Origin of the sequence: Bianquea renquensis (assembly GCF_014384895.1) — a bacterium.
Taxonomy (GTDB): Bacteria; Bacillota; Clostridia; order Lachnospirales; family Bianqueaceae; genus Bianquea; species Bianquea renquensis.
In genome coordinates this window covers 1-26,726 of record NZ_JACRSQ010000038.1, presented here as the reverse complement: position 1 = coordinate 26,726, position 26,726 = coordinate 1, and the positions used below count along the sequence as shown (strand labels likewise).

Genomic DNA, 26,726 nt, shown 5'->3' with positions numbered 1-26,726 from the left:
TGGCGATAGACATTATACCAGAAAAGGGAGGTCAATGCTCTTTTTATAGCAAATTTCCCTTAAAATCAAGGTTTTTATTAGATTTTGCAACAAAAAAACAGGTAGTTTTTGACACTACCCCCTCAAATTAGGAGGTATAAAAGATGGAATATTTAACTGTAACACAGGCAGCGGAAAAATGGGGTATCTCTACTCGTCGTGTTCGTCTGCTTTGTGCCAATGGCGAAATAGGCGGAGTTATCCGAAAAGGGAAATTATATATGATACCAGCAGAAACAGAAAAACCGTTGGATAAACGGAAACTGCCTAACAAAAGAAAACGCGGCAAATTTGCGGGTATCCTAACTGAAATCGATATCAAAAAAGTAAAACGTGACGGTATGCGTCCGCTTACCGCAGGCGAAGCACAGCGTTTGCGTGACGAATTTATGATTGACTTTACCTATAATCGAGGGCAACACCCTTACACTCAAAGAAACCGCTCTAGTACTTGAGGGGATGACAATAGATCGCAAGCCTTTAAAAGACCATCTTGAAGCTGTTGGTCATCGTGATGCATTCCTTTATATCGAAGACATTGCACAAAACAAAACTAGATTGAGAGATACGGAGATTAAGGCGATTCATTCGCTGGTATTAATGGACAGACCTGAAGATAAAGGTGTTTACCGCCGCATTCCGGTACAACCATATCTCATAGAGTCGAAATTGACGGAGTTGCTTGCCGAAAACGAAGAACGAAAAAAGACAATGCATCCGATTGAACGCATTGCCCGTTTTCATCTTGAATTTGAGGGGATACACCCGTTTATCGACGGCAACGGCAGAACGGGTCGTTTGATTTTAAATCTTGAACTGATACGAAACGGGTATCCGGCTATCAATGTAAAATTTGCTGACCGCAAACGATATTATGACGCTTTTGACGCATTTTATCATGACGGAAAAGCCAATGCTATGGTATTACTTGTTGCAGAGTATGTAAACGAGCGCCTTGACCGATATTTAGAAATGGTGTAAGAGTAAAAGTTTTGCGAGAAACAAAATGAGTACAAATACATCAAAGCAAAAGCGTGAAGACTTATTGAATAGCACGAGTATTAGGGAGCTTCTGCCCTTTGGTCAGCCAGATAAAGGTAAGATCCTTCTGGCACAGGTGCACGATATGGTCAAGTGCCCTGAAACCACAGAATACAGCATGATTGGGGTATACGGGTTCTTCCCGTATCTGTCCTCCATTAATTTATTCAGGGTATAGACAGGAGTTGTCGGGTAAACGTAACGCGAAGAAAGGGAAGTTTTTGTTGAGATAATCTAGAATGAGAATAGTTCCATTATAACATGGAACGGAGACAAGATGGTTATCGTAGGCCATCTAGTATCATTTATAATGGGAAAATGTCAGAGGCAGATGAGATCCGCATGGATCACACCTGCCTCTGTGTGGAGCTATCGATTTCCCGACAGCCTCGTTATTGCCCGCCGGCAACGTCGAGATGATCAAGGCGGAGGAGAAATGGGAATAAAAATGCACGCCGGCGAGGCGGGGAAGGGCAGGGGCCAGCGTGCAAACGGAGGCAAATTGCGCGCCGGCAGTGTCGAGACGTCCAAGGCGGCGGGGAAACAGGATAAAAAATGCACGCCGGCGAGGCGGGGAAGGGCAGGGGCCAGCGTGCAAACGGAGGCAAAATTTCCGCCATCACAGTCGAGACGTCCAAGCTGGCGGGGAAACGGGAAGAAAAATGCACGCCGGTGAGGCGAGGAAGGGCAGGGGCCAGCGTGCAAACGGAGGCAAAATGCCCACCGTCATCGTCGAGACGTCCAAGGCGGCGGGGAAACAGGATAAAAAATGCACGCCGGCGAGGCGGAGAAAGGCAGAAGCCAGCGTGCAAACGGAGGCAAATTGCCCACCGTCAACGTCGAGACGTCCAAGGCGGCGGGGAAACGGGAAGAAAAATGCACGCCGGTGAGGCGAAGAAAGGAAGAGGCCGGCGTGCAAACGGAGGCAGATTGCGCGCCGTCATCGTCGAGACGTCCAAGGCGGGGGAGAAACAGGATAAAAAATGCACGCCGGCGAGGCGGAGAAAGGCAGAAGCCAGCGTGCAAACGGAGGCAGATTGCCCACCGTCAACGTCGAGACGTCCAAGGCGGCGGGGAAACGGGATAAAAAATGCACGCCGGCGAGGCGGAGAAAGGCAGAAGCCAGCGTGCAAACGGAGGCAAATTGCCTGCCGTCAACGTCGAGACGTCCAAGGCGGCGGGGAAACAGGAAGAAAAATGCACGCCGGCGAGGCAAAGACCGGCAGGGGCTAGCGTGCAAACGGAGGCAGATTGCGCGCCATCACAGTCGAGACGTCCAAGCTGGAGGGGAAACAGGAAAAAAATGCACGCCGGCGAGGCGAAGAAAGGCAGAAGCCAGCGTGCAAACGGAGGCAAAATCCCTGCCGTCATCGTCGAGACGGCCAAGCCGGGGGAGACACGGGAAGAAAAATGCACGCCGGCGAGATGAAGAAAGGCAGAAGCCAGCGTGCAAAAGGAGGCATAATCTCCGCCATCACAGTCGAGACGTCCAAGCTGGAGGGGAAACAGGAAAAAAATGCACGCCGGCGAGGCAAGGACCGGCAGGGGCCAGCGTGCAAACGGAGGCAGATTGCGCGCCGTCAGCGTCGAGACGTCCAAGGCGGCGGGGAAACAGGATAAAAAATGCACGCCGGCGAGGCGAAGAAAGGCAGAGGCCAGCGTGCACACGGAGGCAGATTGCCCACCGTCAACGTCGAGACGTCCAAGGCGGCGGGGAAACGGGATAAAAAATGCACGCCGGCGAGATGAAGAAAGGCAGAAGCCAGCGTGCAAACGGAGGCAAATTGCCCACCGTCAGCGTCGAGACGTCCAAGGCGGCGGGGAAACGGGATAAAAATGCACGCCGGCGAGGTGAAGAAAGGCAGGGGCTAGCGTGCAAACGGAGGCAAAATGCCCACCGTCAACGTCGAGACGTCCAAGGCGGCGGGGAAACAGGATAAAAAATGCACGCCGGCGAGGCGAGGAAAGGCAGGGGCCGGCGTGCAAACGGAGGCAGATTGCCCACCGTCAACGTCGAGACGTCCAAGGCGGCGGGGAAACGGGATAAAAATGCACGCCGGCGAGGCGAGGAAGGGCAGGGGCTAGCGTGCAAACGGAGGCAAAATGCCCACCGTCAACGTCGAGACGTCCAAGGCGGCGGGGAAACAGGATAAAAAATGCACGCCGGCGGGCAGTCTTCCAAATATATAGGGGGGCAGGACGATCCTTTTCCCGACAGCCTTCTGTCCTTACGCGTTGATGATCTCGGTTACTCTATTGCGGATGTTGTTCATTGTTTTACCAATCGGGAGAGCCTGCCGATCGATGGTTGCGAGATAGCTGTTCAGCTTGCCGTTTGTCGCCTGTTAGGAAGCTTTCCGATGTTCTTTCAGATAGCGACAATGCCGCTGTCCCCAAACGCCGATAGACTTCGTTTTTTCTTCGGCGGGTAAGGTAAAATTGGGTACATAATAATCGCCTTGCAGCGTGTAAGTGATACCTGTGCCATGTAAAATGGCAAGATTTCGATAAATGGGGGGATAAAGATCGGAATAATCTTGGTTAAAACGGATTCTTCCTCTTGCTTTACTGGGCGGGACGACTAAAATAGAGGTACCAATACATCATTCTGAAATGGAGGTCATGTAATGAAAAAGTATCCCCTATCGTATCAGGTAAACACCGTATACTTTGATGGCAAGCGAGTGCGGAAGCTGCCCGAAGAGACCTATGAAAACACCTTGTCTATCTTGAAATCCCTCGGTATCACCGAGGTGATGCTGTCAGGATATGTCATGGTGGAAGAAGCGGATTTTGATATGGATGAGGAGACAAAGCGTGTAGGAAACCTTCTGGATTCGCTGGAAATGAAACCCGCGCAGCATCACGGTCTTGCAGCGGTCTATGCGCCACTTGAAAACTCGCAGGAACCGGTGATTGAAAAGTTGATTCGCGAGGTACAGTATACAGCCAACTTACATTCGCCGGTTCTTGTCATTCATCCGAGTCAATATTATGAACCCGACAGCTGGAGCCGGCATGTGGGGAATCCGGACTTCTTCGACAATGAGATTGCCCAGCACGGAATCGATGCCGTTTTGTCTGTAGCGGCACACAATCTCCATGAAGCGGGGCTTGAAGCGGAGAGGTTGGGGGTGAAGATTGCCCTTGAAAATCTGGATCGCTTCGAACCCATGGGCAGCGCGGAGTTGTTGCCGCGTCTGGTAAAGGAAGCCCAAAGCCCGGCAGTTGGATTTTGCCTTGACTCCGGCCATGCACATTGCTGCGGCCATACATCCGTCACCCAGTGGATCGGTATTATGCGCGACAAACTGTTTACCACACATTTTCATGATAACAGGGGAGCGCGATTACAGGCGCTCAGCGAGGATCGATGGATATCTCCTTTTGGAATCGACGAACATAGGCCGCCAGGATTTGGCACCATTCCCTGGATGGACGTCATAACTGAATTGCGCAATATCGGCTATGCGAACACGGTCAATTTTGAATCGGGAGGCTGGCAGGAAATGCCCGAGGAAGAGGGGTACCGCTGTGCAATCGCATTTTGGCGCGAGTTGGAAAGGATATCCCAATGCAGCCATGAGCACTGAGCAAGTTTTTAGAAATACTACAACCTGAAACAATTGATCTCATGCGCAGCAACCAATTGAGTCGAGAAATGCTGCTCGATTTTAGCTGGCCTCATTTAGTTGGATATGGATATGGACTGGGAGTACGCACGATGGTGGATCCTCGTAAAGGTAAAGCTCGAAGCACAATAGGCGAGTTTGGGTGGAACGGCGCAGCCGGAAGCTATATTCTCATCGATCCAGCGAATCAACTTTCCATATTTTTAGCAACAAATCTGTGAGAGGAGAATGGAGAAAAAGGGTGCGGCGGAAAAGAAAATGACGAAATGTAACGCCAAAAGTTGACTTATTTCAACATATTATAGAGAAGTTGTATAATATCACGGAAAAGCAGGGGAGAAAGTGACCTGAAATAGCAGGATTTACATTGCATTTACATCGATATCGGAATAATCTTGGTTAAAACGGATTATTCCTCTTGTTTTGTTTGAACCAAATAACTAAAATATAGGGTATAAACGCTGAAATAAATGGCGATTCTGATAGAAACACAAGGAGGGGGACGAAGCATGAATCTACTGCGAAATTCTTGGAAAAATCGGTGGCTGATTGTGATGTCGCTGCCAGCGCTGATCTTGTTCATAATGTTCAGCTATATTCCCATGTTTGGCTTAGTGCTGGCCTTTAAAAAATTTGACTATTCGAAGGGGATATTTGGAAGCCCGTGGTGTGGGCTCAATAATTTCCGGCTACTGTTTATTTCAGGGCAGACCTTTTGGCGGTTGACGCGAAATACGGTGGGCTATTACCTATTGTTCACCATCACGGGAACCATCGGGAATGTTTTTTTAGCCATCGGAATCTATGAGTTTGCATATAAGAAATTGGGAAAATTTTTTCAGAGCTGCATGATCCTCCCCACATTTATTACATATATCGCGGTAACATTTATTGTGTATGCCTGTCTCCGAACGGATGGGGGTCTGGTCAACCGTCTGTTGGGAAAGAACATAAACTGGTATTTAAACGCGGATGCCTGGCCTGTCATTCTGTTGATCGTGCGGACATGGAAGAGCGTCGGCTACGGTTCGGTTCTCTATCTGTCTGTTTTGGCAGGGATCGATACACAACTCTACGAGGCAGCGGCGCTGGACGGAGCCAACGCCAGACAGAAAATGTGGCATATCACCCTCCCCATGCTGTTGCCCATGGTGGCCATCATGACCCTGTTAGGTCTTGGAAGTATCATGTATTCCGACACGGGACTGTTCTATCAGGTAACGAAAAATGTAGGCGCCCTGTACCGGACAACCCAGGTTTTGGACAGCTATGTTTTAAATGCGATTATGAGCTCGACCGATTTCTCGCTCACATCAGCGATTACATTTTACCAATCCGTCGTGGGATGCATCATGGTCGTTGGAACCAACGCCATTGTGCGAAAAGTTTCACCCGAAAATGCATTATTTTAATGGGAGTGTGAATATGAGAACGACACGAAAAAAACATATCACGTTTGCGCAGCTTGTCCTGGGGCTCCTGTTAGGGGTGTACGCCTTTGTATGCCTTATGCCGCTCGTACTCTGTGTGATCGTCTCCTTTTCCAGCGACGCCAGCATTCAGTCGAAGGGGTTTAGCTTTTTCCCTGAGGAATGGTCACTGCAAGCCTGGACCTATGTGGGCTCTTTTGGAAATCAGCTGTTAACCTCCTATGGCGTGACCATCTTCATTACCGTTGTGGGGACGATTTTTGGCTTGATTGTCATGGGAACCTTCGCCTACGCCTTGAGCCGCCAGCAATTTCAGCTGCGGAAAGCATTTTCCATCGTGATGCTGATCCCCATGCTGTTTTCTGGAGGGATGCTGGCCGGCTATCTGGTCAACACCCAGCTCTATCACCTGAAGGACTCCATATGGGTCCTGATTTTGCCAGGCATTTCGACTATGTATATCATTATTTTGCGGACGTACATTCAAATGAATATTCCGGATTCCCTGATGGAATCGGCCAAGATTGACGGGGCGGGCGAGATCCGAACCTTTGCCCAGATTGTACTCCCCACCATGGTGCCAGCAATGGCGTCGGTGGGTTTCATGCTGGCTGTGGGATACTGGAACGATTGGAACAGGGCCTTTCTGTACATAACCTCCGCATCCAAAACGCCGCTACAGCTCTTGCTGATTCGGATTGAGAAAAATATTGAGTTCCTGCTGCAGGAGGCTACCATGTCGTCGGGGCTGGACTATACGGAGCTAAAGGCCTCCCTGCCAGAGGAAAGCGGGAGGATGGCGATTATGTTGACGGTTCTTGGCCCGATTCTCATCGCATACCCCTTTTTTCAAAAATATTTTATTCAAGGTCTGACCGTGGGTTCCGTAAAGGGATAAAGGGAGCTCAGTTAGATATACTATGAGTAGGAGGAATGAAAAATGCAAAAACACAAGCTGACTGTATTGATGCTGGCACTGCTTCTGGCCGTTGGCACATGGACAGGCTGCGCCAAGGACGGCGAATCCAGCGACAGCACCCCCGTTTCAATGGACTCGTCACAGGCGGAGGAGTCCAGCGGGGAGCCGTCGAAAGAGGGACAGGACCCGGTGAATATCGTTTGGTTCCGGTATGGGATTAACCAGAGCGGCGACTATGCCAAAGCCATTGCGGCGGTGGAAGAAGAGATGAATGCATACCTTGCGGATACCACCGGCGTCACAGTCACAATGAAGTGCTTCACCTCCGCCGATTATGGCACGCAGCTCAATCTGGCCTTGGCCTCCAACGAGGAGATGGACGTCTGCTGGACCAGCAGCGCGTACAATATGTGTACGCCCAATGAGCTGTATAAGAATAAGGCGGTGATGGAGATTGGCAGCTTGCTGGAGACGGTGCCTGATCTCTGGAACAGCATTCCGGAAGACATATGGGAATCCACAAAGTATGACGGGGGATACTATTATGTGCCCAACTATAAGGAGACGGGAACCGGATATGGGGTGATGATTAACAACCGGCTCATTGAAAAGTACGGATGGGATGTGTCCAAAGTTACGAAACTGGAAGATCTCGAGCCATTTTTGGAACAAGTTAAGGATGAGGTGACGATTCCCTTTAATGCAGGTGCATTTAGGAATTATTACTACGATACATTTAGCTTTATCACAGATTATGCGGGCGTCCGGCAGGACGATCTAACTACGGTTGTTAGTATCCCTGAATCAGAAGAGTTCAAGGCACATGTGAGCTTAATGTGGGATTGGTATCAGAAGGGATATATCCCGGATTGGCTTGCAGTGGATCAAAGCAGTACAAGTAATTATCTGACGGGTGAAAGTGGCGATTATGCGGTTACGCCATGGAACAATGTTCCCGACAATGAAGGAATCTATTATTCGCAGAAGGGGCATTATGGAACTTTTGTTCAGTTTTCGGAGGTCTGGCTTGACAGCAATTCTGCCTTAGGTTCCTGCTATGCTATCAATGCCAAGAGCAGCAAGGCGGAGGCTGCCATCAAGTTCATCGAGGCTCTGGAGACGGACCGAACCGTGGGAGACCTGGCTGTGTTTGGCCAGAAGGATGTCAATTATACTGTGGACAGCGAGGGCTTCATATCGAAAATTCCGGATACAGGGTACGCCTTTTCAACCTGGGCAGTGGCTTCAGCGCTCAATGTGGGATTGACGGTGGGAGAATCCCCTGAGAAATATGAGCAGTATAAAGAATTCAATGCCAATGTGGAGGTTTCTCCTCTGCTGGGCTTCCGCTTCGACGAGACGAAGGTGGAGGCGGAGGTAGCCGCCGTCAATGCGGTCTGCCAGGAATACAACTCCCTATTTCAGTATGGGGCAGCGGACCCGGAAACCGAGCTGCCCAAATACCTGGATGCGCTGGCTGGCGCCGGCATTCAAAAGGTCCTGGATGAGATGCAGACGCAGTACGCCGAATTTCTGGCGAAATAAGGAAGTTGGATTGGGTTACCCGTTGGCAGATACATTTCGGAGAGAGGGATTCATCGGAATCCCTTCTTTCTTGTCCTATAGATTCTTTCAGTCAAATCCATTGGGATTGCAGGAGGAGTTGTCCACATGATACAAGTATTGCTCGTAGATGACGACAGATCGGTCTGCCGCTGTCTTAAAACGCTGATTTCGTGGGCAGAGCTTGGATGCGTGGAGCCGGAGATCGCCTACAATGGAGCGGAAGCCATACAGCGGATTGAGCAGAAAAAACCGGACATTATGATAACAGACATCCGAATGCCTATGATGAACGGCGTGTTGCTCTGCCAGGAGGTGAAGCGCCGGTTTCCCGATATCAGCATCCTGTTTTTTAGCGCCTATGAGGATTTTGCTGCCGCCCAGGTGGGGATGCAGGCCGGTGTTCGCGGCTATATCCTGAAGCCGGTCAATCGCAAAAGTCTGAAAGAAATCGAGAGGCTCGTCCAGGAGATCGCGGTGGAGAAGAGGCAAAGGGGACTCTATGAAAGGCTGTTGGCCTTTGGCAATGATCGAGAACAGCTTTTTTCCCATCTTAGGAAGCTGGATGAAGCGTATTTTACACAGATCTTTCACGAGTGGGAAACCTATCTCGGGGAGGCGAAGGCTGAAACGCAGATCCTGAGCGCTCTCTATCTTCAGCTTTTACATGAATATATGGAGCATTTTGCAGATGTGGAGTATCCGGCCATTCAGCAGACGCGCGCTCAAGCGGTGAAAGAGCTTGCCGCGCTGTCAACGCCAAGGGAACAGATTCACTATGTGCGGCGGCAATATCAGACCCTGTGCAGGCAGCAAGGGGAGCACAGGGAAAAGGAGCTTTCTAAGCTGGTGATGGAGGTTAAGGGATATATTATAGAGCATTATGGAGATCCACAAGTCAATGTATCGGCGGTAGCCGACACGTTTCATCTGTCCCCTGACCACCTCGGCAGAATTTTCAATGGAGAGACGGGAACCACTGTTTCAAGCTATATTATGGATACACGGATTTCCGAAGCATCAAAACTTTTGCGTGAATCCACTGTGTCCATCAACGATATCGCGGCACTGGTTGGCTATGCGGACGCCAATTATTTTGCCAAAGTCTTTCGCCGCAAGATGGGACTGACGCCGTCGGAATATCGAAGGATGCTGCGCCGTGCCAAGGGAGAGGGAGAGTCGTTTGAAATCCAAGACAAACCATAGAAGAGCGTTTGGCCTGCGCACAAAGCTTAGCCTGATCTTCGCAGTTCTGATCATCTTTCTCATCAGCATTATGTCAACGATACTATATCAAAACTTTCGAAAGACAGTGGAAGAATCTGTGCGAAAGTCCATCGGGACAGCTATCGGGGCTAACGCGGAGGAGGTTCGGGCATTCCTGAATCAGATCGACGCCATGGTCTCTCTGCTCTGTGATAACACGGTGATCTATCAGAAGGAGGAGGCATACCCCCGGCTTTACAGAATGCTGATAACCTATCAGGGGCTGAAAGACGGATCGGACTTTTTTGATCTTTTAGCGGAATATAGGATTCTTAATGAAATGTTTATCAACTACTTTAAGCTTCTGGAAACATCCGGCCAGGAGTATGCCAACGTTTTGTATCTAAGCGATGCATATCCAGCCGGCCGCCGCATGATTCCACCCTCGGATCACGAAATGCTGATCTCGCAAAAAGGAATTTTTCGCAGTCAAGGGATGGAGAGCGTTCCATGGTACACCCAGGCAGTGGATTTGGGAGGGGACGAATACTGGTTCAGCCAGAGTGAAAGGCCTAATTGGCTTTGCATGGCAAAGCAACTGAGGTGTCAGACGTTGGATCCTTTAGGCGCCATCCAAAGCCATCCCGTAGGAGTCATTGCCCTGAGTTTTGATGTCTCCTGGATCGCAGGCCGGTTAAATGGAGATCACAAGGAGCAAGCCTATACGATTGTGACCAACCGTGAGAACCTCATTTTGTATTCCAACGACATGGAAATTTCGCAGATGGATTTGGCGGAGGTGTTGCCTGATTTGCCGAAGGAATTTGGTTCCATGGAAACCATCGTCTATCGCGGAGTGGATTCCCTCGTCCAGAGAAATGAACTGTCGAAGGATCTGAGTATGATCACTATCATTCCCGCTGGGGATGTCCGCTCTTCCACAGCCAGAACCCTTACCATGATCCTCATCGTGGCAGGTGCCGTCATGGTTGCGGGCGTACTGAGCACCATGCTGCTGACCCATATGGTGGTGCGGCCCCTGCGGCGCCTGTGCCGCCATATGGAGAGCGGGAAGGCGGAGCCCATTCCGTACGGGAGGATACACCAGGACGAGGTGGGAATGCTCTATAGAGGATTTAATACGCTCATGCTGAAGATTCAGGATCTTTTGGAGGATGTGTTTCGAACCACGGAGGAAAAGAAACGGGCGGAATTGCGTACTCTTCAGGCCCAGATCAACCCACATTTTGTATATAATACGCTGGATACGGTTTGCTGTCTGTCCCTGCTGTCAGGGAATGACGAGATCGCGGATATTTTGACGGCGCTGGCAAGTATTATGCGCTATAATACGAAAAAGCCCAATCTCCTAGTACCCTTATCTCAGGAAATTGAGATGACACGACAGTACGAGACAATTCAGAAGGCCTGCTACGAGGAGAGTTTGGAATTTTGCTATGAGCTGGATGAGGAGGCCATGGCGGTGCTGGTTCCAAAACAGATTTTGCAGCCCCTGGTCGAAAATGCAATTTTGCACGGTATGGATGTGAGCGGGGGCAAAGGGATCATCACCATTCGGACGCTGTACAGAGAGGGGACTTTGATCATGGAAATACAGGATAACGGAAGGGAGGCGGATATCCACAGGCTAAATCAGATCGTTGAGACGGAGCAGCCCATGGAGGAGGCAGATAATCTGGGCGTCCGGAATGTGTGTGAGCGGATTCGGCGGGTCTACGGGGATCGGGGTTCCCTGCGGTACAGGAAACAGGAGAATGGATTTACTGTCGCACAGATTCAAATCGCACCTATCAATAGATAAGGTCGGGCCTACAGGGCTTAGCCTTGGGCGCAAAGGAATTCATCGAATAAAAACTCTTACAAATGGCGAAACTGTCTGTAAGAGTTTTTGTTTTATGGGGACGGCTGCTGTGAGGCGGCTGTCTATACAATATGGGGAGAGGTTGACCGGTCATGAGAAAGCACATTCTGATATTGACGACCACCAATGAATTCCTTGGAAAATTTGAGCGGGAGAATGTCAAAATCTTGCAGAGTATGGGATTCGCGGTACACTACGCCTCCAATATGAGAGAGCCCCATTATATATCGGATGAAGCGAGAATTCAGCAGATGGGGGTTCAGACACACCACATCGACATCGCAAGATCTCCTTTCATGGTACAGGACAACCTGAAAGCGCTTCGCCAGCTCGTATGGCTGATTCGGACATGTCATATCCAGGTTATCCACTGCCATACGCCGGTAGGGGGGCTCCTGGGACGTCTGGCGGGACTTCTATTTCGAAGCTGGAAACTTATGGTGATGTATACCGCCCATGGATTCCATTTTTATAAAGGTGCGCCCCTGCTCAATACCCTAGTCTATTATCGGGTGGAAAAATGGATGGCGCGGTTTACGGATGTTCTCATTGTAATTAACGAGGAAGATTATATCAATGCCCGGAGATTCCGGCTGAAGAAGGGCGGTCACGTCTACAAAATTCCGGGGACGGGGCTGGATCGCGATGTTTTCAAGCCCGTGACAAAAGAGAAACGGAATCTTTGCCGGGAACGGCTAGGAATCCGGGAGGATGAATTCTTTCTTGTCTCCATCGGGGAACTGAATGAGAATAAAAATCACAGAGTCGTGCTGGAAGCCCTGACAAAACTAAAACAGAGGAATCAGAATCATTTCAACATTCGGTATGGAATCTGTGGCGATGGCTTTTTTCGCCAGCGGCTGGAGCGTTGGATTCAGGAGATGGGACTGGGCGACTGCGTTACCCTATATGGGTACTGCTTAAAAGTCCCTGAGATACTGGGGGCGGCGGATGCCACTCTCTTTCCGTCGAAGCGGGAGGGGCTTGGCATGGCAGGCCTGGAGTCCCTTGCCATGGGGATTCCCGTCATCGCAGCGGACAACCGGGGGACGCGGGAGTACATGGAGCATGGAAAGAATGGATATGTCTTCCCCTGTGACGACGTAGAAGGATTTGTGGAAGGAATCGAAAGGATACAGAATCTGAGCGCGGAGAAGAAAATGAAAATGAAATTCCACTGTCAAAACTCGGTGAAAGCCTTTGACAAGGTGTATGCCAACGCCGTCATGAGGCGAATCTATTCGGATGTGGACCACAGATTAGAACGGAGAGCACATGAAAAATAAAATTCAAATCAGCGTCATCATGGGCGTGTTCAATCCGGCGGACAAGAACCGTTTCTTTGGGGCTATCGATTCCATCATCCGGCAGAGTTTTCAGGACTGGGAGCTGATTCTATACGATGACGGGTCGGAGGAACCGTATCGAAGGGTCATTGCAGAAGCGGCCAATCTGGATACTCGGATTCGCCTCTTTGGTGGCACCCACAATCGGGGGCTTGCCTATGCCCTGAATGAATGTATCCGGCACGCGAGGGGAACCTATATTGCCAGAATGGATGACGACGACATTTCGCGGGCTGACCGTCTGGAGAGACAATACCGATATTTAGAAACCCATCCTCAGTATCAATGGACCGGTTCCAATGCAGAACTGATCGACAGTCAGGGCGTCTGGGGCTATCAGACAATGCCAGAGATCCCAAAGGCGCGCGATTTTTTGCTGAACTCACCCTATATCCACCCATCGGTGATGATCCGAAAGGAATGCCTGACGCAACATGGAGGGTACAGCACGTCCAAGGAAATCCTGCAATGCGAAGATTATGAATTATTTATGCGGCTTTATGGAAATGGATGCCGGGGATATAACATACAGGAGGCTTTGCTTCAGTATTGGGAAGACTTCGCGTCTTACAGAAAGAGGACATATAGACGGAGAATCCGAGAGATGAAACTGCGGCGCAAGGGATTTCAGATGCTGGGGATTCTAGACAGGACCACCGTTTACTATGTGCTAAAACCCCTCCTGGTTGGCGCGGTACCAGCTCCGGTACACCACTACATCAGAAAAAAGACAAAAAGGAAACAGAGAAAGATGTGAGTCGAATGGAAAGCGGTCAAGATGATCGAGTGCGCAAATATCAAGAGTGCTTGTTAAAGAGTCCTCGGATGTACCGAATCGTTGACAGTATGCAAGTGCCAGCGGAAGATGTGGCCGCTGTCGTAAGCAGTCACGTCCTCGGCCCTGCTCTCGGGGGATTTGTTCTGTGGATTTTGCAGGAGGCGGTGAAGAGCGGAAAAAGACGGCTGTATTTTTTAGCGCGGGATGGATATCTCATGTACCGCGCGGCGCTAATTTTCTGTGAAAAATTTAGGCTGCCCATTGAGTGCCGATACGTAAGCGTCTCACGGTACTCCATTCGAATTCCCATGTTTCATCTGAATCTGGACGCGGCTCTGGGGTATGTATGCCGCGGGGGAATCGACGTTACCCTGGAGAAGGTGCTGAGTCGAGCAGGGCTTACCCAGGAGGAGCGGGAGAAAGTTCTGGCCAGCCTGGATCGAACCCTTGAGCCGAATGCGGTCATTCCCTTTGCCAAACTCCCGGAGATTCGCCGTCAACTGGGCAAGTGTAGAATATTTCAAAACTATATGATGAAGCACTCGAAAGATGCAATGCCAGGGCTGGCAGGGTATTTGCGGCAGGAAGGCATGCTGGAGGATATCCCCGATGCCATTGTGGACAGCGGCTGGACGGGGTCCATGCAAAAACTGCTGGGGGATGCCCTTTCCCAGCTAGGGCGGACGAGAGAGCTAGAGGGATACTACTGGGGACTGTATGAGCTGCCTCCAAAGGAAAGACTGCCGGCATACCACTGTTATTTTTTTGACCCAGGGAGGCATCTGCAAGAGAAGGTATATTTTAACAATTGTCTGTTTGAAGCCGTCTATTCAGCGCCCCATGGAATGACTCTGGGGTATAGGAATGAGGGGGGACAGTATGTCCCTCTCTACGGAACGGCGGGCGAGGGGAGAAACGAATTCGTGAAGGGAATCGAAAGGGTGGTGATGGAGTATATTCACCGGCTGGCAGAGGAGATAGGGGAAAGGGGATTTGAGAGAGCGGCATGTCTGGAGGATAAGGAGACGATCCGGCAGCTGCTAAAACGGTTTATGGGAGAGCCGTCCAGGGCGGAGGCAGAAGTGTTTGGCAGTCTTCCCTTCTCCGACGACGTGTTGGAGGGCGGGGAGCAGCCGGTGGCAGCGCTCCTGACAGAGAGGGAGTTGACAGCCAATCATCTGCTCCACAAACTCCTTGTCATGTCCGGCCGCCGGGACGGGTCTATCCGGGAGAGCGCGTGGTATGAAGGCAGTGTTGTCCGGTGCGGCCGGCACGTCCGCCGCCATCTTCGACAGCATGTACTCTATCAATATCTGCGGTATATTAGAAAAATGTTCGCATTCCAAAGAGATAGGAGGGAGCACAAGTAAATGGAGGAACGACAGCAGAGGAAACAGTACGCCTTTGTGGTCAAGCAACTGACTTCCCGGGAAATCAAACGCAAATACGCCAGATCCTACCTGGGGATTGTGTGGAGCGTGTTGAATCCACTTCTCTCCATGGCGGTTCTCTCCCTTATTTTTTCCCAGCTGTTTCGCCGGTCTATCGAGAATTATCCCATCTATTATCTGACAGGATATATTCTGTGGCAGGCATTCACAGGGGCAACAAATGCCGCTATGACCACCTTAGTGGACAATAAAACTTTGCTTCTCAAAGTGAAATTCCCTATGGAGCTATTCATTCTCACACGGATCTATACAGCTCTGATTAATATGGGGTACTCATTGGCCGCGTATGGGGTGATGCTGATCCTCTTTCGGGTCGCGCCAAAATGGACGATGCTTCTCTCTCCGGCATTCCTTGTCCTCCTATTTCTATTTGCAACGGGAGTATCGTATTTGTTGGCGGCGGCCTACGTTTTCTTTGGAGATGTAAAACATCTGTACTCGGTCATTCTCACCCTCTGGATGTACTGTTCCGCTATCTTTTATCCGGCGGAGCAGCTCCAAGGATTCATCCGAATCATCATCCTGAACAACCCCATCTACACCTACATTCACTGCCTCCGCAAAGCCGTGATGTACGGGCAAGTGCCCGGAGGGGTGGAATGGGCGCAAATGATTCTCTGGGGGGTTGGAATGTATTACATCGGATATTGGATCTTTAAGAAAAATAAATACAAAATCATGCAGAGGATATAAGGTGAACGCCATGGAAAACTGGACGAAGGAGAGGGGAGAGGGCCCGAATCAAAACCGTAAAGGGACTGACATCGCTGTGAAAAATGTGACGATGCAGTTCAGGAGGGCTAAGGACGAAGCCACGAGCATTAAAGAATTGCTAGTTCGCACACTCCGGAGGGAGCACAGCTACGAGGAATTTAAAGCGTTGGACAACATAAGCTTTACCGTCCATCAGGGGGAAGTGGCAGGGATTATCGGTACAAACGGCTCTGGAAAAAGTACCATGCTGAAAATCATCTCCGGCGCACTGATCCCCACGAGCGGGACCGTGGAGGTGGATCGGAGAAAGGTTCAGCTTCTGACACTGGGAACCGGCTTCGACGTGGAGCTTACGGGCAGGGAAAATGTCTACCTTAACGGGGCGATTATCGGATACACAAGAGAGTATATCGACGAAAAATACAGCGATATTGTGAAGTTTGCAGAACTGGAAGGCTTTATGGAGGAGAAAGTGCGGAATTACTCATCTGGGATGGTATCGAGATTAGGGTTCGCCATCGCCACAGTCCGAGATACTCCTGAGATATTGATTCTGGACGAGGTGCTGAGCGTCGGGGATATGTTCTTTCGACAGAAAAGTGAGGCGCGAATCCGAGAGATGATTCACGGAGGCTCCACGGTGCTCATCGTGTCTCATTCAACCTCTGTAATCCGGAACAACTGTACAAAAGCCATCTGGATCGAAAAGGGACGCTTGAGAGCCCAGGGCGATCCGAGGGATGTGTGTGATGCCTACGAGAAGCTGAAGGAAGTGCCAAAATGAGAGATCGATTGTATCAGATGCTGGTAAACCGCGTACCGGGGATACGGGATCGATATCTAGAAAAGAGAAAACAAAAGAACGGGATGCACCGCGCGGAGGCGCTGTTATATCTCCTCTGGCTTAACATTCAGTATTATCTTCTCTTCCGGCGGAGCCTTGGGCGATGGAGTCCATACCCCTTCTATGAGGAGAAAACCCTCTATGCAGCCGGCAGCGAGTCGTCCTTATGGAGTCGGGGCAGCCCGGAGGCCCTTGCCGCAAAGCTTATGGCCTATGATATTATTTCCTTTGACGTATTCGACACCCTTCTTTTTCGACCGTTTTCAAACCCCACCCATGTCTTTTACCTGGCGGGGATCCGGCTACAGTATCCGGATTTCACCCGAATCCGAATTGAATCGGAGCAGCAGGCCCGGGACAAGAAACGAAGGGAGAGTGGGACAAGCGAAGTTACGCTGGAGGAGATCTGGGATGCGATGGAGGCGGAGACGGGAATCCCGAAGGAGACCGGGATGCGAGTGGAGTGGGAGTGTGAGAAGCGGTGCTGTTATGGGAATCCCTATATGCTTCCAATCGTAAAGGAGCTACAGCGGAACGGAAAGCGGCTGATCGCAGCGTCGGATATGTATCTCGGCAAAGATCAGATTCGGGATCTGCTGACTACATGCGGTTATGGTGAGTTTGAGGAGTATTTTGTCTCCTGTGACTATGAGAAATCAAAGGGTGAAGGCTCTCTATATGAAGTGATTCGGGAGACCATGGGGAGGACGATGACCTATGCCCATGTGGGAGACAACCGGCAGTCCGATGGGAAGCAGGCGCGGCGCCATCATTTTGAAGCGTTTTGGTATCCCAACGTCAATGAGGCAGGACGCCCGTTCCGGCCCGAGGACATGTCGGCGCTGACGGGGAGCCTATACCGAGGGATTGTGAATGGTCATATTCACAGCGGCCATTCTATCTATTCAAGAGAGTACGAATACGGCTTTATCTATGGGGGGCTGTTCGTGGCAGGGTACTGTCGCTTTATCCACGGGTATGTGAAGGCGCATGGGATTCAGAAGATTCTATTCTTGTCGCGAGATGGCGCAGTGCTCCTACAAGCATACAGACAGATGTACCCCGAGGAGAGGGGGAACACGGAGTATGCATATTGGTCTAGACTGGCAGCTGTGAAGCTGACGGCGCGCTATTACCGATATGATTACTTGAGGCGGTTTCTCTACCACAAGGTCAATCAGCACTATACCCTCCGGGAGATCCTGGGCGGGATGGAGCTCTCCCATATGCTAGATTCACTCTGCCAGAGGATAAAAGAGGAGCCAGATTCAGAATTGACGAATAGAAATGTGGAAAATGTAAAACGTTATATAGTAGACACCTGGGATCAGGTTCTCGCCCATTACGAAGAGCAAGTGGCGGCTGGGGGAGAGTACTATAGGACACTGCTACAGGGGTGCCATACAGCGGCGGCCGTGGACATCGGCTGGGCGGGGAGCGGCGCGGTGATGTTGGACTGCGCCGTGAACAGACTTTGGGGGCTACCGTGCTGCATAACAGGAATTATAGCCGGAACCACCGCCGGCCGTAGCCCCGAGGCGGACGCGGGGGAACCCTTTATGCTCAGCGGACAGCTGGTGAGCTATCTCTATTCCCAGCGCGAAAATCGGGACCTGTGGAAATATCACGATCCGGCACAAAACCACAATCTTTATTGGGAGCTCCTTCTGGACGCCCCGGAGGGGAGCTTGAAAGGCTTCTATCCAGGAAAAGAAGGGCGCTGGGAGTGCAGATTCAAGGAGAATTGGACTGACGGCGAGCGGATACGGGAGATCCACAGGGGGATTCTAGATTTTGTGGGGCAATGGCTCGAGACAGAGAGAAAGCTTGGACTGACGCTCCCAATCAGCGGGCGAGATGCCTACGCACCCATGCTCTGCGCTGAAGGCGAGAGGAACAGAGCCTTTATGGCAGGGCTGGAGGAATTGCTGGACGAGATCCATATTGGGTGACAGCCGGTTTTGAAAAGGGCAGAAAGGGAGAAACGGATGGTTCTGTATCACGCGGTCAGCTCCTATCAGCTGCTGGAAGTGATCCTGCACCGGATGGCGTTCCACGGAAACGATAAGGCGGTTCTGATCCTCCCAGATTTTATAACGGGGAAATATCCCCAATATAAAAAGCTGGCGAGATTTTTCGATGAAGTGTACCTGTTCCCCTATCTCCAGATTCCACATGGGGATGAGAGGCAGATCGTGCAAGATGTCATCCGGCAATATCATCGGATCATCCCCTATGGGATCCAAGAATTTGAGGAAATCTATATAGCAGGAGCTCATTTTTATTTTACCCTGTACTTGCTAGAGAAGGGCATTTCCTTTGCGTTCTTTGAGGATGCGGCTGGAATGCTAAGCCGGCCGGAGGAGCTGGCGCTGGCACTCTCCAAAAATTTTCCTGTCCATGCGGCAATTGCGCAGAAACACGGACTGTTCAACGGGAAGAATCCCTATATCCGCAGGGTTATCTGCCTGAGAAGGGCGCAGACCGTGGATAGCCCGGAGGAGCGGTGGGAGGATTTTTCTGTGGAGGAACAGCTGCAGAGATTGTCCAATGGAAAGCGCAAGGCGATCATCCGGTTTTTTCTGAAGCGGGCCATTGGGACCAAGGCGGAGGCCATCCTTCTGACCCAGCATTTTGCCAATCTGGGAATGATGAGCGAGGCGGAGCAAAAGCGATTATATGAGCGGCTGCGAGACGGTCCGCTTCAGGGAATCCCTATGGTGATCAAACCGCATCCCGACGATACCATAGACTACGGGGAGATCTTTCCTGGCGCCGAGATCATACGCAAACCGTTCCCGTCCGAACTGCTTCCCTATGTGTTTTGCCAAAAGCCGGAGGTCATTTATACGTTCGATTCCACCGGATGTGAGAATTTACGAGAGAGTTTTATAATCAGGAGAATCGGGAGGTCGCAATATATGATCTATGACAGAGCGCTGATCATTGTGAATTCGGTGTATCAACTTCTCACAGCGGTCCATATGAAACGATCAATTTTGGATGGACGAGCGGTGGATTTGATTGTGACGGATGTGACGCCAAAGATGGAGGCCTATGTGCCCCGTCTGAGGGAAACCGGGCTGTTTGACCGGGTAATTTTCGGAAAGACACAGGAATTGAATAAAAAAGTATCCGCCGGAAGCGATAGGGAGATATCCGAGGAATTTCAGAACGCCGCCGCTATTTTTCGGTGGAGATTGAGTGATGAGCTCAGCGCGTATTCGGAAGTCTATTTTTCCAATTATGATATCTTTACGCGAATGCTGGCCTATCATTTTGCCCAGCAGAACTGTGAGTTTATCTGTTTTGAGGACGGTTTTTCAACCTATGTCATTGATTTTCTCAGGGAGGACCGCGCTGCCATCAATCGCCATGCGGAGGGAAAGCGTATCCGGGAAAAGGTTAACAAGGTGCTGCTCTACGAGCCGAGGCTTGCCATGAGAGGGGATGGGCTTGCGAATCGAGCGCTGCCCAAAATCAGGCGAGATGACAGGGAGCTCCGAGAACTCTTGAACTATATTTTCGAATACGAGAAGCCGGACGAAGGTGCGGAGTTTATCTTTCTGGAACAGTCGTTCCGGGCGGAGGGACTTAAAACCAATGATATAGAATTGATGCGAGAGTGTCAGCAGACGGTGGGGGCGGGACGCTTTGTGGTAAAGCCTCACCCGAGAAACCCAGAAAACCTTCCTTTTCAGCTGGGATTGACAAGGCGGTATCCAAGCGCTGCGCCGTGGGAGCTTTTTCTTCTGAATGAAAACCCGGAGGGGCGAACCATCATCACCGTCTGCTCCAATGCAGCGCTGACCAGCAGAATCGTCTTCGGCCTGGACATGAATACGGTTATGCTGTACCGGCTATTTCAGGGGAAAGTACTCTGGAAAGAGGATCAAGTGTTGGAACGGTATCTGCACAAATTCCGCAAGCAGTTTGCTGGGTCGAAGTATTATGTGCCGGATACGGTGTACGAACTTCGAAATATTCTGCGATTTTTGGGAGGATGCAATGAGTGATCATAAAAAAGTCTCGGTCATTATCCCCGTATACCAGGTAGAAAATTATCTAGAGCGGGCTGTGGATTCCGTCCTTGAACAGACCTTATCGGAGATGGAAATCATACTTGTGGATGACGGCAGTGAGGACACGTCACCTCAGATTTGTGACCGCTATGCCAGAGAGTACCCCGATCGAATTCGCGTGATTCACAAAGAAAACGAGGGATTGGGAATGGCCCGCAACACTGGGGTGCGGGCGGCGGTAGGAGAGTACATTGCCTTTCTGGATTCCGATGATACGGTGGAGCCTGAAATGTATGAGGAGCTGTATGAAAGGGCAGTGGAAGAGAACTATGACATGGTGATGTGTGATGTAAAAATCATCTATGTGGAGGAGGATCGGAGTGTTGTCGTATCCACATATTCCAGTGAAGAGATCGATCTATCGGACTATATTGCCAACGGCAATAACATTACGTACAGTGTCAACAAGCTCTACAGCCGAAGGATCTGGGAGGAAAACCAGTACGAGAAGATGCTCTTTGAAGATATTGCGCTGATCCCCTCTCTGATTACGAAATACCAGCATATCGGATATGTAAAAAAACCATTTTACAATTACTATAGGCGAGCGAATACCATATCCACCACATTTGTCGGCGATATGGTCGATATCGTCCAGGCATTCCGATATTTCATTGACCGAAGCAACCCAAAGTATCGGGAGGAAGTTGTCTACAATACTGCTAAACAGCTATATTGGAATTTAACGCAATCCAGGGTGCTTTTTCAGGCGGATTTCATTGAGCTTCTGAAAGAATACAAAAAAGATTTCCTGTTAAATCCCTATATTCAGCAGGATAAGAAGATACAAAAAATTCTGGATTTCCTGGACCGAGAGGTCATTCCGAATACCATTATCTGCGTGCATATAAACAGGCCGATTCCAGAGGGGTATTGGAATGAAATCCAGGAAGATTTTCCAAATGGGAAGCTGATCTCCGCAGATCAGCACTATTTCCCAGTGGACCAGCTTCCCGAGACGATTCAGGAGGCGCTGGCACAGGGGCGTTATGCCTATGCGGAAGAGTATTATGCTCTGAAGATTCTCTATGAAGAAGGGGGAATCGTCTTATGCCCGGAGATGAGGGCCAATCTGAACCTGAAAAAGCTCCGGCTCAACCGGATTTTCTTCGGATTTGAAGATGAGGAGGAGATGACAGCGGGATGCTTCGGAGCGCTGCGAGAACATTATGTGATCCGGGCATTGCTGGATTCCTATGAGGAAGACCATATTTACAATAAGGCATTTCTGCCGCTGCGGGAACGGATTCGAGATTTTCTCATGATTCATTTTCGACTCAAGGTAAACGGCCGGAATCAACTTTTGAAAAATGAAGTTCAAGTCTATCTGCCCAGCGTTCTCGCCTATGACATGAAAAATGGAGAGAATTGTTGCAAAAAGGTATTCCACGAGATTCCAGAGGGCTACGAGCTAGTCAGGGATACTGTGTTGAAAATGTGGTCTGACCGGCTAATGGAGAATTGGAACCTGTACAAGCGGGAGCTGAATGTGAAGCGCCCTTCCGGTGCAAAGCCCATTCATGGAACCCACAGTTTGCGCTCGCAACAAGAGATCCAACAGGAACTTGAGGGGAGGATCCAGGAAGTTGTGGACCTCTATGAAAATTCGACGTGCTGGAAGTTGACGAAGCCCATTCGAGTGCTGGGAAAGCTTTTTGGAAAATAGGAGGACAAAGTATGAGGATTGCTGCGATCATTCCGGCGCGATATGATTCAAGCCGGCTGAAGGGAAAGCCCTTGGCTGACCTATGTGGAAGGCCAATGATCTGGTGGGTGTACAGCCAGGTAAAGAAATCCAACCGGATCCACGAGGTTGTGGTGGCCACGGACAGCGAGGAGATACGCCAGGTCTGCCAACAGTACGGCCTAGCTTGCGTCATGACGTCCCGAACCCACAGAACGAGCACAGAACGCATCTATGAGGCGGCACAGAAAATTCCAGCCGATGTCTATCTATGCGTCAATGGGGATGAACCCCTCATTGAGCCGGGCCTGGTGGAACAGGTGATTCCCGGGGAAGGAGAGGCTTTTTTTGCCGCCAACCTGATGGCGAAGATCCACAACCCGGTGGAGGTGGTAGACGACACGAATATCAAGGTGGTGACCGATGAGGAGGGGAACGCTCTGTTTATGACCAGAAGTCCCATTCCGCACCCCAAAGCGAGCACGCAGTTTTGCTATTATAAACATCTTGGGGTGCTGGCTTACTCTATGGAAGCGCTGCGCTTTTTTTCTGAGACAGGAAGAGGTAAGGTGGAACGAATTGAAGATATCAATGAGCTACGCTTCATCGAACACGGAAAAAAATTGAGAATGATTCCGGTGGAAGCCCAGACCCTGTCAGTTGACACGCCAAGGGATCTCGATTTTGTCCGGAACATCATCCAGGAAAAACTGGAAAGAGGTGAAGTCACGCTGTGAGCATACAAATATTGGACTGCACCCTTCGAGATGGGGGGTATATCAATGACTGGGCATTCGGCCGAAAAACCATCACGTCCATCCTTGATAAGCTGGAGAGCGCGAATATCGACATTATCGAGTGTGGTTTTCTCACCGGCATGGTTCAGGATGAGGATTGTTCGCTTTTTAATAGCGTGTCTCAGCTTGAGGCGGTACTGCCAAAGCGGGAGCGAAACTCGATGTATGTGGCCATGATCGCAATCGGCGAAAAGGAACTGCATCCCTCTGAACTTATGCCCTATGATGGGAAAAGCATCGGAGGAATCCGATTAACCTTCCATAAAGAAGAGATTGCACAGGCATTTGAGTGGGCCAGAATCATCATGGAAAAAGGATATGAGGTCTTTATGCAGCCGGTGGGGACAGCCTTCTACAGTGATTTGGAGCTTCTCCAGCTGGTGGAAAAGATTAATGAGCTAAATCCATATGCCTTTTATATCGTTGATACGCTGGGAAGCATGTACCGCAACGAAGTGTCCCACCGTTTTTATCTGATCGATGAAAATATGAGGCAAGAGATCCATCTCGGTTTTCACGGGCACAACAATCTCCAACTTGCGTTTTCCAACGCACAGGTGCTTGGCAAGATTCAGACTAAGCGGACGCTGATTCTGGACGCCTCAGTTTACGGTATGGGGAGAGGGGCAGGGAATCTGCCGACGGAGTTGATTACCCAGTATATTAATAAAAATATTGCCTCCCGCTATGATGTCACCATGGTGATGGATATCTATGATGAGTATATTGCGGCGATTCGCAAGGAGTATGAGTGGGGATATACGGTGCCGTACCATATTGCGGCCAGCAATGTATGCCACCCTAACTACGCCGCATATCTTATTAACAAGCAGACGTTGACCATGAAGGATATCGAAAAGATTATTCAGTCGATTCCCGAAAAATTCAAGATTCTCTTTGACCGAAAGCTGATTGAACAGCTCTATACTCAATTTCAGAGCCGAAAGATCGATGACAGCAAGGCTGTCTGTGAGATTGCGGAGTTGATTCAAGGAAAGAAAATTCTGCTTCTCGCACCGGGGAAAAGCTTGGTGCAGGAGTATGAGACGATTATGAATTTTGTGGAAGCGGAAAAACCGTATGTGATATCCGTGAACTTTGTGGATGGGAAATACGCTATGGATGCCTGCTTTGTCAGCAATCATAAACGAATGGACATCATCGGTCAGGAGATCCGGCATTTGCGCCATATTCGCACCATTCTCACATCCAATATCCCGGGAGGCGGCGAGGACTGTCTCTATGTGGAGTATGACCGGTATACCAATCCAGATGAGATGATTTCGGACAATGCAGGGTTGATGCTGTTGAAGCTGCTGAAACGGTGTCGAGCCGAATCTGTGTATTTGGCGGGCTTCGATGGATTCCACCATCGATACAATGGCAACTATTATAGCCAAGAATTAAACTTCCGTGTGAATGAGTCGGAAGCATATGAAAAACAGCGACGGATTCGGGAGCAGCTGCGGGAGCTATCCAAGGGGATGAGCATCACGTTTCTGACGCCGTCTGAGTATGAGCAGGGGGGTTTTGATGTATAAATGCATCGTATTTGATATGGATGGGACATTGGTGGACTCGTATGAAGGGATTTTCAACGCGTATCAGTGGGCGTCGGAGAGGATGGGCGTGGAATTCGGCGGCGCTACCGTCGTGCGCCAGGCCATCGGTTCGCCGCTCCCCTATGCATTCCAACAGTTTTGGAACATGAATTCGGCACAAGTTCCGCGGGCGGTGGCGTTTTACCGGGACTACTATGCCAGAAAAGGAATGTACCAGGCCGAGGTGTATGAGGGAATGGAGGATGCGCTAAAGCGGCTAAAAGAAGCGGGATATTTTCTTGGGATAGCCACGCTGAAAAATGAGAGCTTCGCAAAGGATATGCTGCAAGGACAGGGCCTTCTCCCCTATTTTGATGTGGTGTGCGGCATGGATGCGGGGGATTGCGCGACGAAATCAGATCTGATTCAGCGGTGTATGCGGCATGCCAATGTCTCCAGCGGCGAGACGGTTTTAGTGGGAGATAGCGCATATGATGCGGTTGGAGCGGCGGAGGCCGGTGTGGATTTCCTGGCCGTCACATACGGGTTCGGATTTCAGAACCGAGAGGCGGCAAGAGAAGCGGGAGCCGCCATGACGGCGGAGACGGCGGAGGAGATTGGGAGGCTGCTTTGCAGAGGGTGATCGGATGCAAATCGAAAAGTTATTTTAAAATCGGTTGACATCTGACACAAAATATGGTATCGTAATACCGTTAGTTTGAATGCGGATGTGGCGGAATTGGCAGACGCACTAGACTTAGGATCTAGCGCCTTCGGCGTGGGGGTTCGAGTCCCTTCATCCGCATTGGAAAATCAGAATCCGAAACCGGTCCCGGTTAGTTGGGGCGGCTTCGGATTTTTAGTATGTCGTTCGTTCGAACAGCAACAGCGGGTTGCTTGCAAAAATTGAAGTGTAAGGTCATAATGATCGTATACTATTTATCAGGGGGAATCGATATGGAGATGCAGGATATACTGAAACAGTTGCGTAAAAATAACAATCTTACACAGGAACAAATGGCGGCTCGTTTGATGGTAACCAGACAGGCAGTTAGCCGCTGGGAAAATGGTGAAACGCAGCCAAATACAGAAACATTAAAATTGTTGTCGAGAAAATTTAATGTGTCAATTAATACTCTTCTCGGTTCTCCGCGCCAGCTCATTTGTCAATGTTGTGGGATGCCTTTAAACGAAGATAGTATGATGAGCCGGGAGAAGGATGGCAGTTATAATGAGGAGTATTGCAAATGGTGTTATGCGGAGGGGGAATTTGCATATAAATCAAAAGACGCTTTGCTAGATTTTCTTGTCAATCATATGCCTAATCCCGAAAATGTGAAAGAGGAAGACCGGCGCCGACAATTTGACTTGTATCTCTCACAGTTAAAACACTGGAAATGATACCATCCTATTCAACAATTAGTTTATCCAGATACTCATTGATTAGAAACTTTGCCCTATGTAAATACGTTGGATTTATCCGATAGTAAATTTCAGGCCCATTTTTCGCCGCTTTAATAATGACGAGCTCCGATACAAGGTCTTCCACATACCTCGAAATCGATGTGCGCGCGAGATTAAGCTTTCTCCCCAATTGCGAGATGGTCATTTCCCGAATTTGCAATTCATTCAGAATCTCTAGTTTTACTTCATGGCCAATGGAACAGCTTTTCAGGCTTGTCGGGCTGGAAGATATAGTGGTGCTTCTTACAGAAAGCCCTGTAACGTTCTGTAAAGGCTTTTACCCCGATCTTGCGGACACAGTCCACATGCCAGA

Annotated in this window: 31 protein-coding genes and 1 tRNA gene; 31 read left to right on the top strand and 1 reads right to left on the bottom strand. The window is 50.0% G+C overall.

The window, feature by feature from the left end:
* Positions 1 to 143 precede the first annotated feature (143 nt).
* The 11 genes from H8730_RS17970 (at position 144) to H8730_RS17960 (ending at position 3,512) form a co-directional block, all read left to right on the top strand.
* Entirely contained in the window at positions 144 to 494 is a 351-nt protein-coding gene (locus tag H8730_RS17970; RefSeq protein WP_346726590.1) for a helix-turn-helix domain-containing protein, read from the top strand.
* A gap of 4 nt (positions 495 to 498) precedes the next feature.
* The gene (locus H8730_RS17965; protein WP_346726589.1) at positions 499 to 1,020 is read left to right on the top strand and encodes a Fic family protein; all 522 of its coding nucleotides are present in this window, start codon (positions 499 to 501) and stop codon (positions 1,018 to 1,020) included.
* Positions 1,021 to 1,528: 508 nt separating this feature from the next.
* Positions 1,529 to 1,756: a hypothetical protein gene (locus tag H8730_RS15685; protein WP_249290149.1), complete on the top strand. Its 228-nt coding sequence runs from the start codon at positions 1,529 to 1,531 to the stop codon at positions 1,754 to 1,756.
* Positions 1,743 to 1,970 carry a hypothetical protein gene (locus tag H8730_RS15680; protein ID WP_249290148.1) on the top strand — a complete coding sequence of 76 codons (228 nt, stop codon included), beginning with the start codon at positions 1,743 to 1,745 and terminating at the stop codon, positions 1,968 to 1,970. The genes H8730_RS15685 and H8730_RS15680 overlap by 14 nt, the downstream gene beginning before the upstream one ends.
* Positions 1,957 to 2,313 (top strand): hypothetical protein, encoded by a 357-nt coding sequence (locus H8730_RS15675; RefSeq protein WP_249290147.1) that lies wholly within the window; start codon positions 1,957 to 1,959, stop codon positions 2,311 to 2,313. The genes H8730_RS15680 and H8730_RS15675 overlap by 14 nt, the downstream gene beginning before the upstream one ends.
* Before the next feature lie 70 nt (positions 2,314 to 2,383).
* Positions 2,384 to 2,509: a hypothetical protein gene (locus tag H8730_RS17755; protein ID WP_283244011.1), complete on the top strand. Its 126-nt coding sequence runs from the start codon at positions 2,384 to 2,386 to the stop codon at positions 2,507 to 2,509.
* Positions 2,491 to 2,700, top strand: coding sequence for a hypothetical protein (locus H8730_RS15670; protein WP_249290145.1), 210 nt, complete (start codon positions 2,491 to 2,493; stop codon positions 2,698 to 2,700). The genes H8730_RS17755 and H8730_RS15670 overlap by 19 nt, the downstream gene beginning before the upstream one ends.
* A 3-nt stretch (positions 2,701 to 2,703) precedes the next feature.
* Entirely contained in the window at positions 2,704 to 2,829 is a 126-nt protein-coding gene (locus H8730_RS17750) for a hypothetical protein (RefSeq protein ID WP_283244010.1), read from the top strand.
* On the top strand, positions 2,811 to 3,020 hold the full coding sequence (locus tag H8730_RS15665) for a hypothetical protein (protein WP_249290143.1): 210 nt from the start codon (positions 2,811 to 2,813) through the stop codon (positions 3,018 to 3,020). The genes H8730_RS17750 and H8730_RS15665 overlap by 19 nt, the downstream gene beginning before the upstream one ends.
* Positions 3,021 to 3,023: 3 nt before the next feature.
* A complete protein-coding gene (locus H8730_RS15660) occupies positions 3,024 to 3,233 on the top strand; it encodes a hypothetical protein (protein ID WP_249290141.1) in 210 nt (69 codons plus the stop codon).
* 3 nt (positions 3,234 to 3,236) lie between these two features.
* The gene (locus H8730_RS17960; protein ID WP_346726588.1) at positions 3,237 to 3,512 is read left to right on the top strand and encodes a hypothetical protein; all 276 of its coding nucleotides are present in this window, start codon (positions 3,237 to 3,239) and stop codon (positions 3,510 to 3,512) included.
* Here H8730_RS17960 and H8730_RS17955 read toward each other — a convergent pair.
* Complete coding sequence (locus H8730_RS17955) at positions 3,426 to 3,632, bottom strand: TnpV protein (RefSeq protein WP_346726591.1); 207 nt, start codon at positions 3,630 to 3,632, stop codon at positions 3,426 to 3,428. The genes H8730_RS17960 and H8730_RS17955 overlap by 87 nt on opposite strands.
* Before the next feature lie 75 nt (positions 3,633 to 3,707).
* On the opposite strand from H8730_RS17955, the gene H8730_RS15650 reads away from it, so the two are divergent.
* From H8730_RS15650 to H8730_RS15555, 20 genes are all read left to right on the top strand, one after another.
* Positions 3,708 to 4,673, top strand: coding sequence for a sugar phosphate isomerase/epimerase family protein (locus H8730_RS15650; protein ID WP_249290139.1), 966 nt, complete (start codon positions 3,708 to 3,710; stop codon positions 4,671 to 4,673).
* Between the two features lie 41 nt (positions 4,674 to 4,714).
* Entirely contained in the window at positions 4,715 to 4,933 is a 219-nt protein-coding gene (locus tag H8730_RS18115; protein ID WP_249290136.1) for a beta-lactamase family protein, read from the top strand.
* Positions 4,934 to 5,221: 288 nt separating this feature from the next.
* Positions 5,222 to 6,124 (top strand): ABC transporter permease subunit, encoded by a 903-nt coding sequence (locus tag H8730_RS15640; RefSeq protein ID WP_177716585.1) that lies wholly within the window; start codon positions 5,222 to 5,224, stop codon positions 6,122 to 6,124.
* A 13-nt stretch (positions 6,125 to 6,137) separates the two neighbouring features.
* The gene (locus H8730_RS15635; protein WP_249290134.1) at positions 6,138 to 7,040 is read left to right on the top strand and encodes a carbohydrate ABC transporter permease; all 903 of its coding nucleotides are present in this window, start codon (positions 6,138 to 6,140) and stop codon (positions 7,038 to 7,040) included.
* A gap of 42 nt (positions 7,041 to 7,082) precedes the next feature.
* Positions 7,083 to 8,606 carry an ABC transporter substrate-binding protein gene (locus H8730_RS15630; RefSeq protein ID WP_249290132.1) on the top strand — a complete coding sequence of 508 codons (1,524 nt, stop codon included), beginning with the start codon at positions 7,083 to 7,085 and terminating at the stop codon, positions 8,604 to 8,606.
* A gap of 126 nt (positions 8,607 to 8,732) precedes the next feature.
* Positions 8,733 to 9,830 (top strand): response regulator, encoded by a 1,098-nt coding sequence (locus H8730_RS15625; protein ID WP_177716579.1) that lies wholly within the window; start codon positions 8,733 to 8,735, stop codon positions 9,828 to 9,830.
* A complete protein-coding gene (locus H8730_RS15620; protein ID WP_177716577.1) occupies positions 9,808 to 11,652 on the top strand; it encodes a sensor histidine kinase in 1,845 nt (614 codons plus the stop codon). Before H8730_RS15625 ends, H8730_RS15620 begins: the two co-directional genes overlap by 23 nt.
* A 152-nt stretch (positions 11,653 to 11,804) precedes the next feature.
* On the top strand, positions 11,805 to 12,998 hold the full coding sequence (locus tag H8730_RS15615) for a glycosyltransferase (RefSeq protein ID WP_177716575.1): 1,194 nt from the start codon (positions 11,805 to 11,807) through the stop codon (positions 12,996 to 12,998).
* Positions 12,988 to 13,815 (top strand): glycosyltransferase, encoded by an 828-nt coding sequence (locus H8730_RS15610; RefSeq protein ID WP_177716573.1) that lies wholly within the window; start codon positions 12,988 to 12,990, stop codon positions 13,813 to 13,815. Before H8730_RS15615 ends, H8730_RS15610 begins: the two co-directional genes overlap by 11 nt.
* A 5-nt stretch (positions 13,816 to 13,820) precedes the next feature.
* Complete coding sequence (locus H8730_RS15605; RefSeq protein WP_177716571.1) at positions 13,821 to 15,206, top strand: hypothetical protein; 1,386 nt, start codon at positions 13,821 to 13,823, stop codon at positions 15,204 to 15,206.
* Complete coding sequence (locus H8730_RS15600) at positions 15,207 to 15,980, top strand: ABC transporter permease (protein ID WP_177716569.1); 774 nt, start codon at positions 15,207 to 15,209, stop codon at positions 15,978 to 15,980.
* 10 nt (positions 15,981 to 15,990) lie between these two features.
* Entirely contained in the window at positions 15,991 to 16,785 is a 795-nt protein-coding gene (locus H8730_RS15595) for an ABC transporter ATP-binding protein (RefSeq protein ID WP_249290150.1), read from the top strand.
* Positions 16,782 to 18,797, top strand: a complete 2,016-nt coding sequence (locus tag H8730_RS15590; protein WP_177716567.1) for a hypothetical protein — start codon at positions 16,782 to 16,784, stop codon at positions 18,795 to 18,797. The genes H8730_RS15595 and H8730_RS15590 overlap by 4 nt, the downstream gene beginning before the upstream one ends.
* Before the next feature lie 36 nt (positions 18,798 to 18,833).
* Positions 18,834 to 20,861, top strand: a complete 2,028-nt coding sequence (locus H8730_RS15585) for a glycosyltransferase family 52 (protein WP_177716565.1) — start codon at positions 18,834 to 18,836, stop codon at positions 20,859 to 20,861.
* The gene (locus H8730_RS15580) at positions 20,854 to 22,593 is read left to right on the top strand and encodes a glycosyltransferase family 2 protein (RefSeq protein ID WP_249290130.1); all 1,740 of its coding nucleotides are present in this window, start codon (positions 20,854 to 20,856) and stop codon (positions 22,591 to 22,593) included. Before H8730_RS15585 ends, H8730_RS15580 begins: the two co-directional genes overlap by 8 nt.
* 11 nt (positions 22,594 to 22,604) lie before the next feature.
* Positions 22,605 to 23,348 carry a 3-deoxy-manno-octulosonate cytidylyltransferase gene (gene kdsB, locus H8730_RS15575; RefSeq protein ID WP_177718440.1) on the top strand — a complete coding sequence of 248 codons (744 nt, stop codon included), beginning with the start codon at positions 22,605 to 22,607 and terminating at the stop codon, positions 23,346 to 23,348.
* Positions 23,345 to 24,949 carry a beta/alpha barrel domain-containing protein gene (locus H8730_RS15570; RefSeq protein ID WP_177718442.1) on the top strand — a complete coding sequence of 535 codons (1,605 nt, stop codon included), beginning with the start codon at positions 23,345 to 23,347 and terminating at the stop codon, positions 24,947 to 24,949. Before kdsB ends, H8730_RS15570 begins: the two co-directional genes overlap by 4 nt.
* A complete protein-coding gene (locus tag H8730_RS15565; RefSeq protein ID WP_249290129.1) occupies positions 24,942 to 25,592 on the top strand; it encodes an HAD hydrolase-like protein in 651 nt (216 codons plus the stop codon). The genes H8730_RS15570 and H8730_RS15565 overlap by 8 nt, the downstream gene beginning before the upstream one ends.
* 81 nt (positions 25,593 to 25,673) lie before the next feature.
* Positions 25,674 to 25,754, top strand: a tRNA-Leu gene (locus H8730_RS15560).
* A 152-nt stretch (positions 25,755 to 25,906) separates the two neighbouring features.
* Positions 25,907 to 26,350: a zinc ribbon domain-containing protein gene (locus tag H8730_RS15555; protein WP_249290127.1), complete on the top strand. Its 444-nt coding sequence runs from the start codon at positions 25,907 to 25,909 to the stop codon at positions 26,348 to 26,350.
* Positions 26,351 to 26,726: the final 376 nt, after the last annotated feature.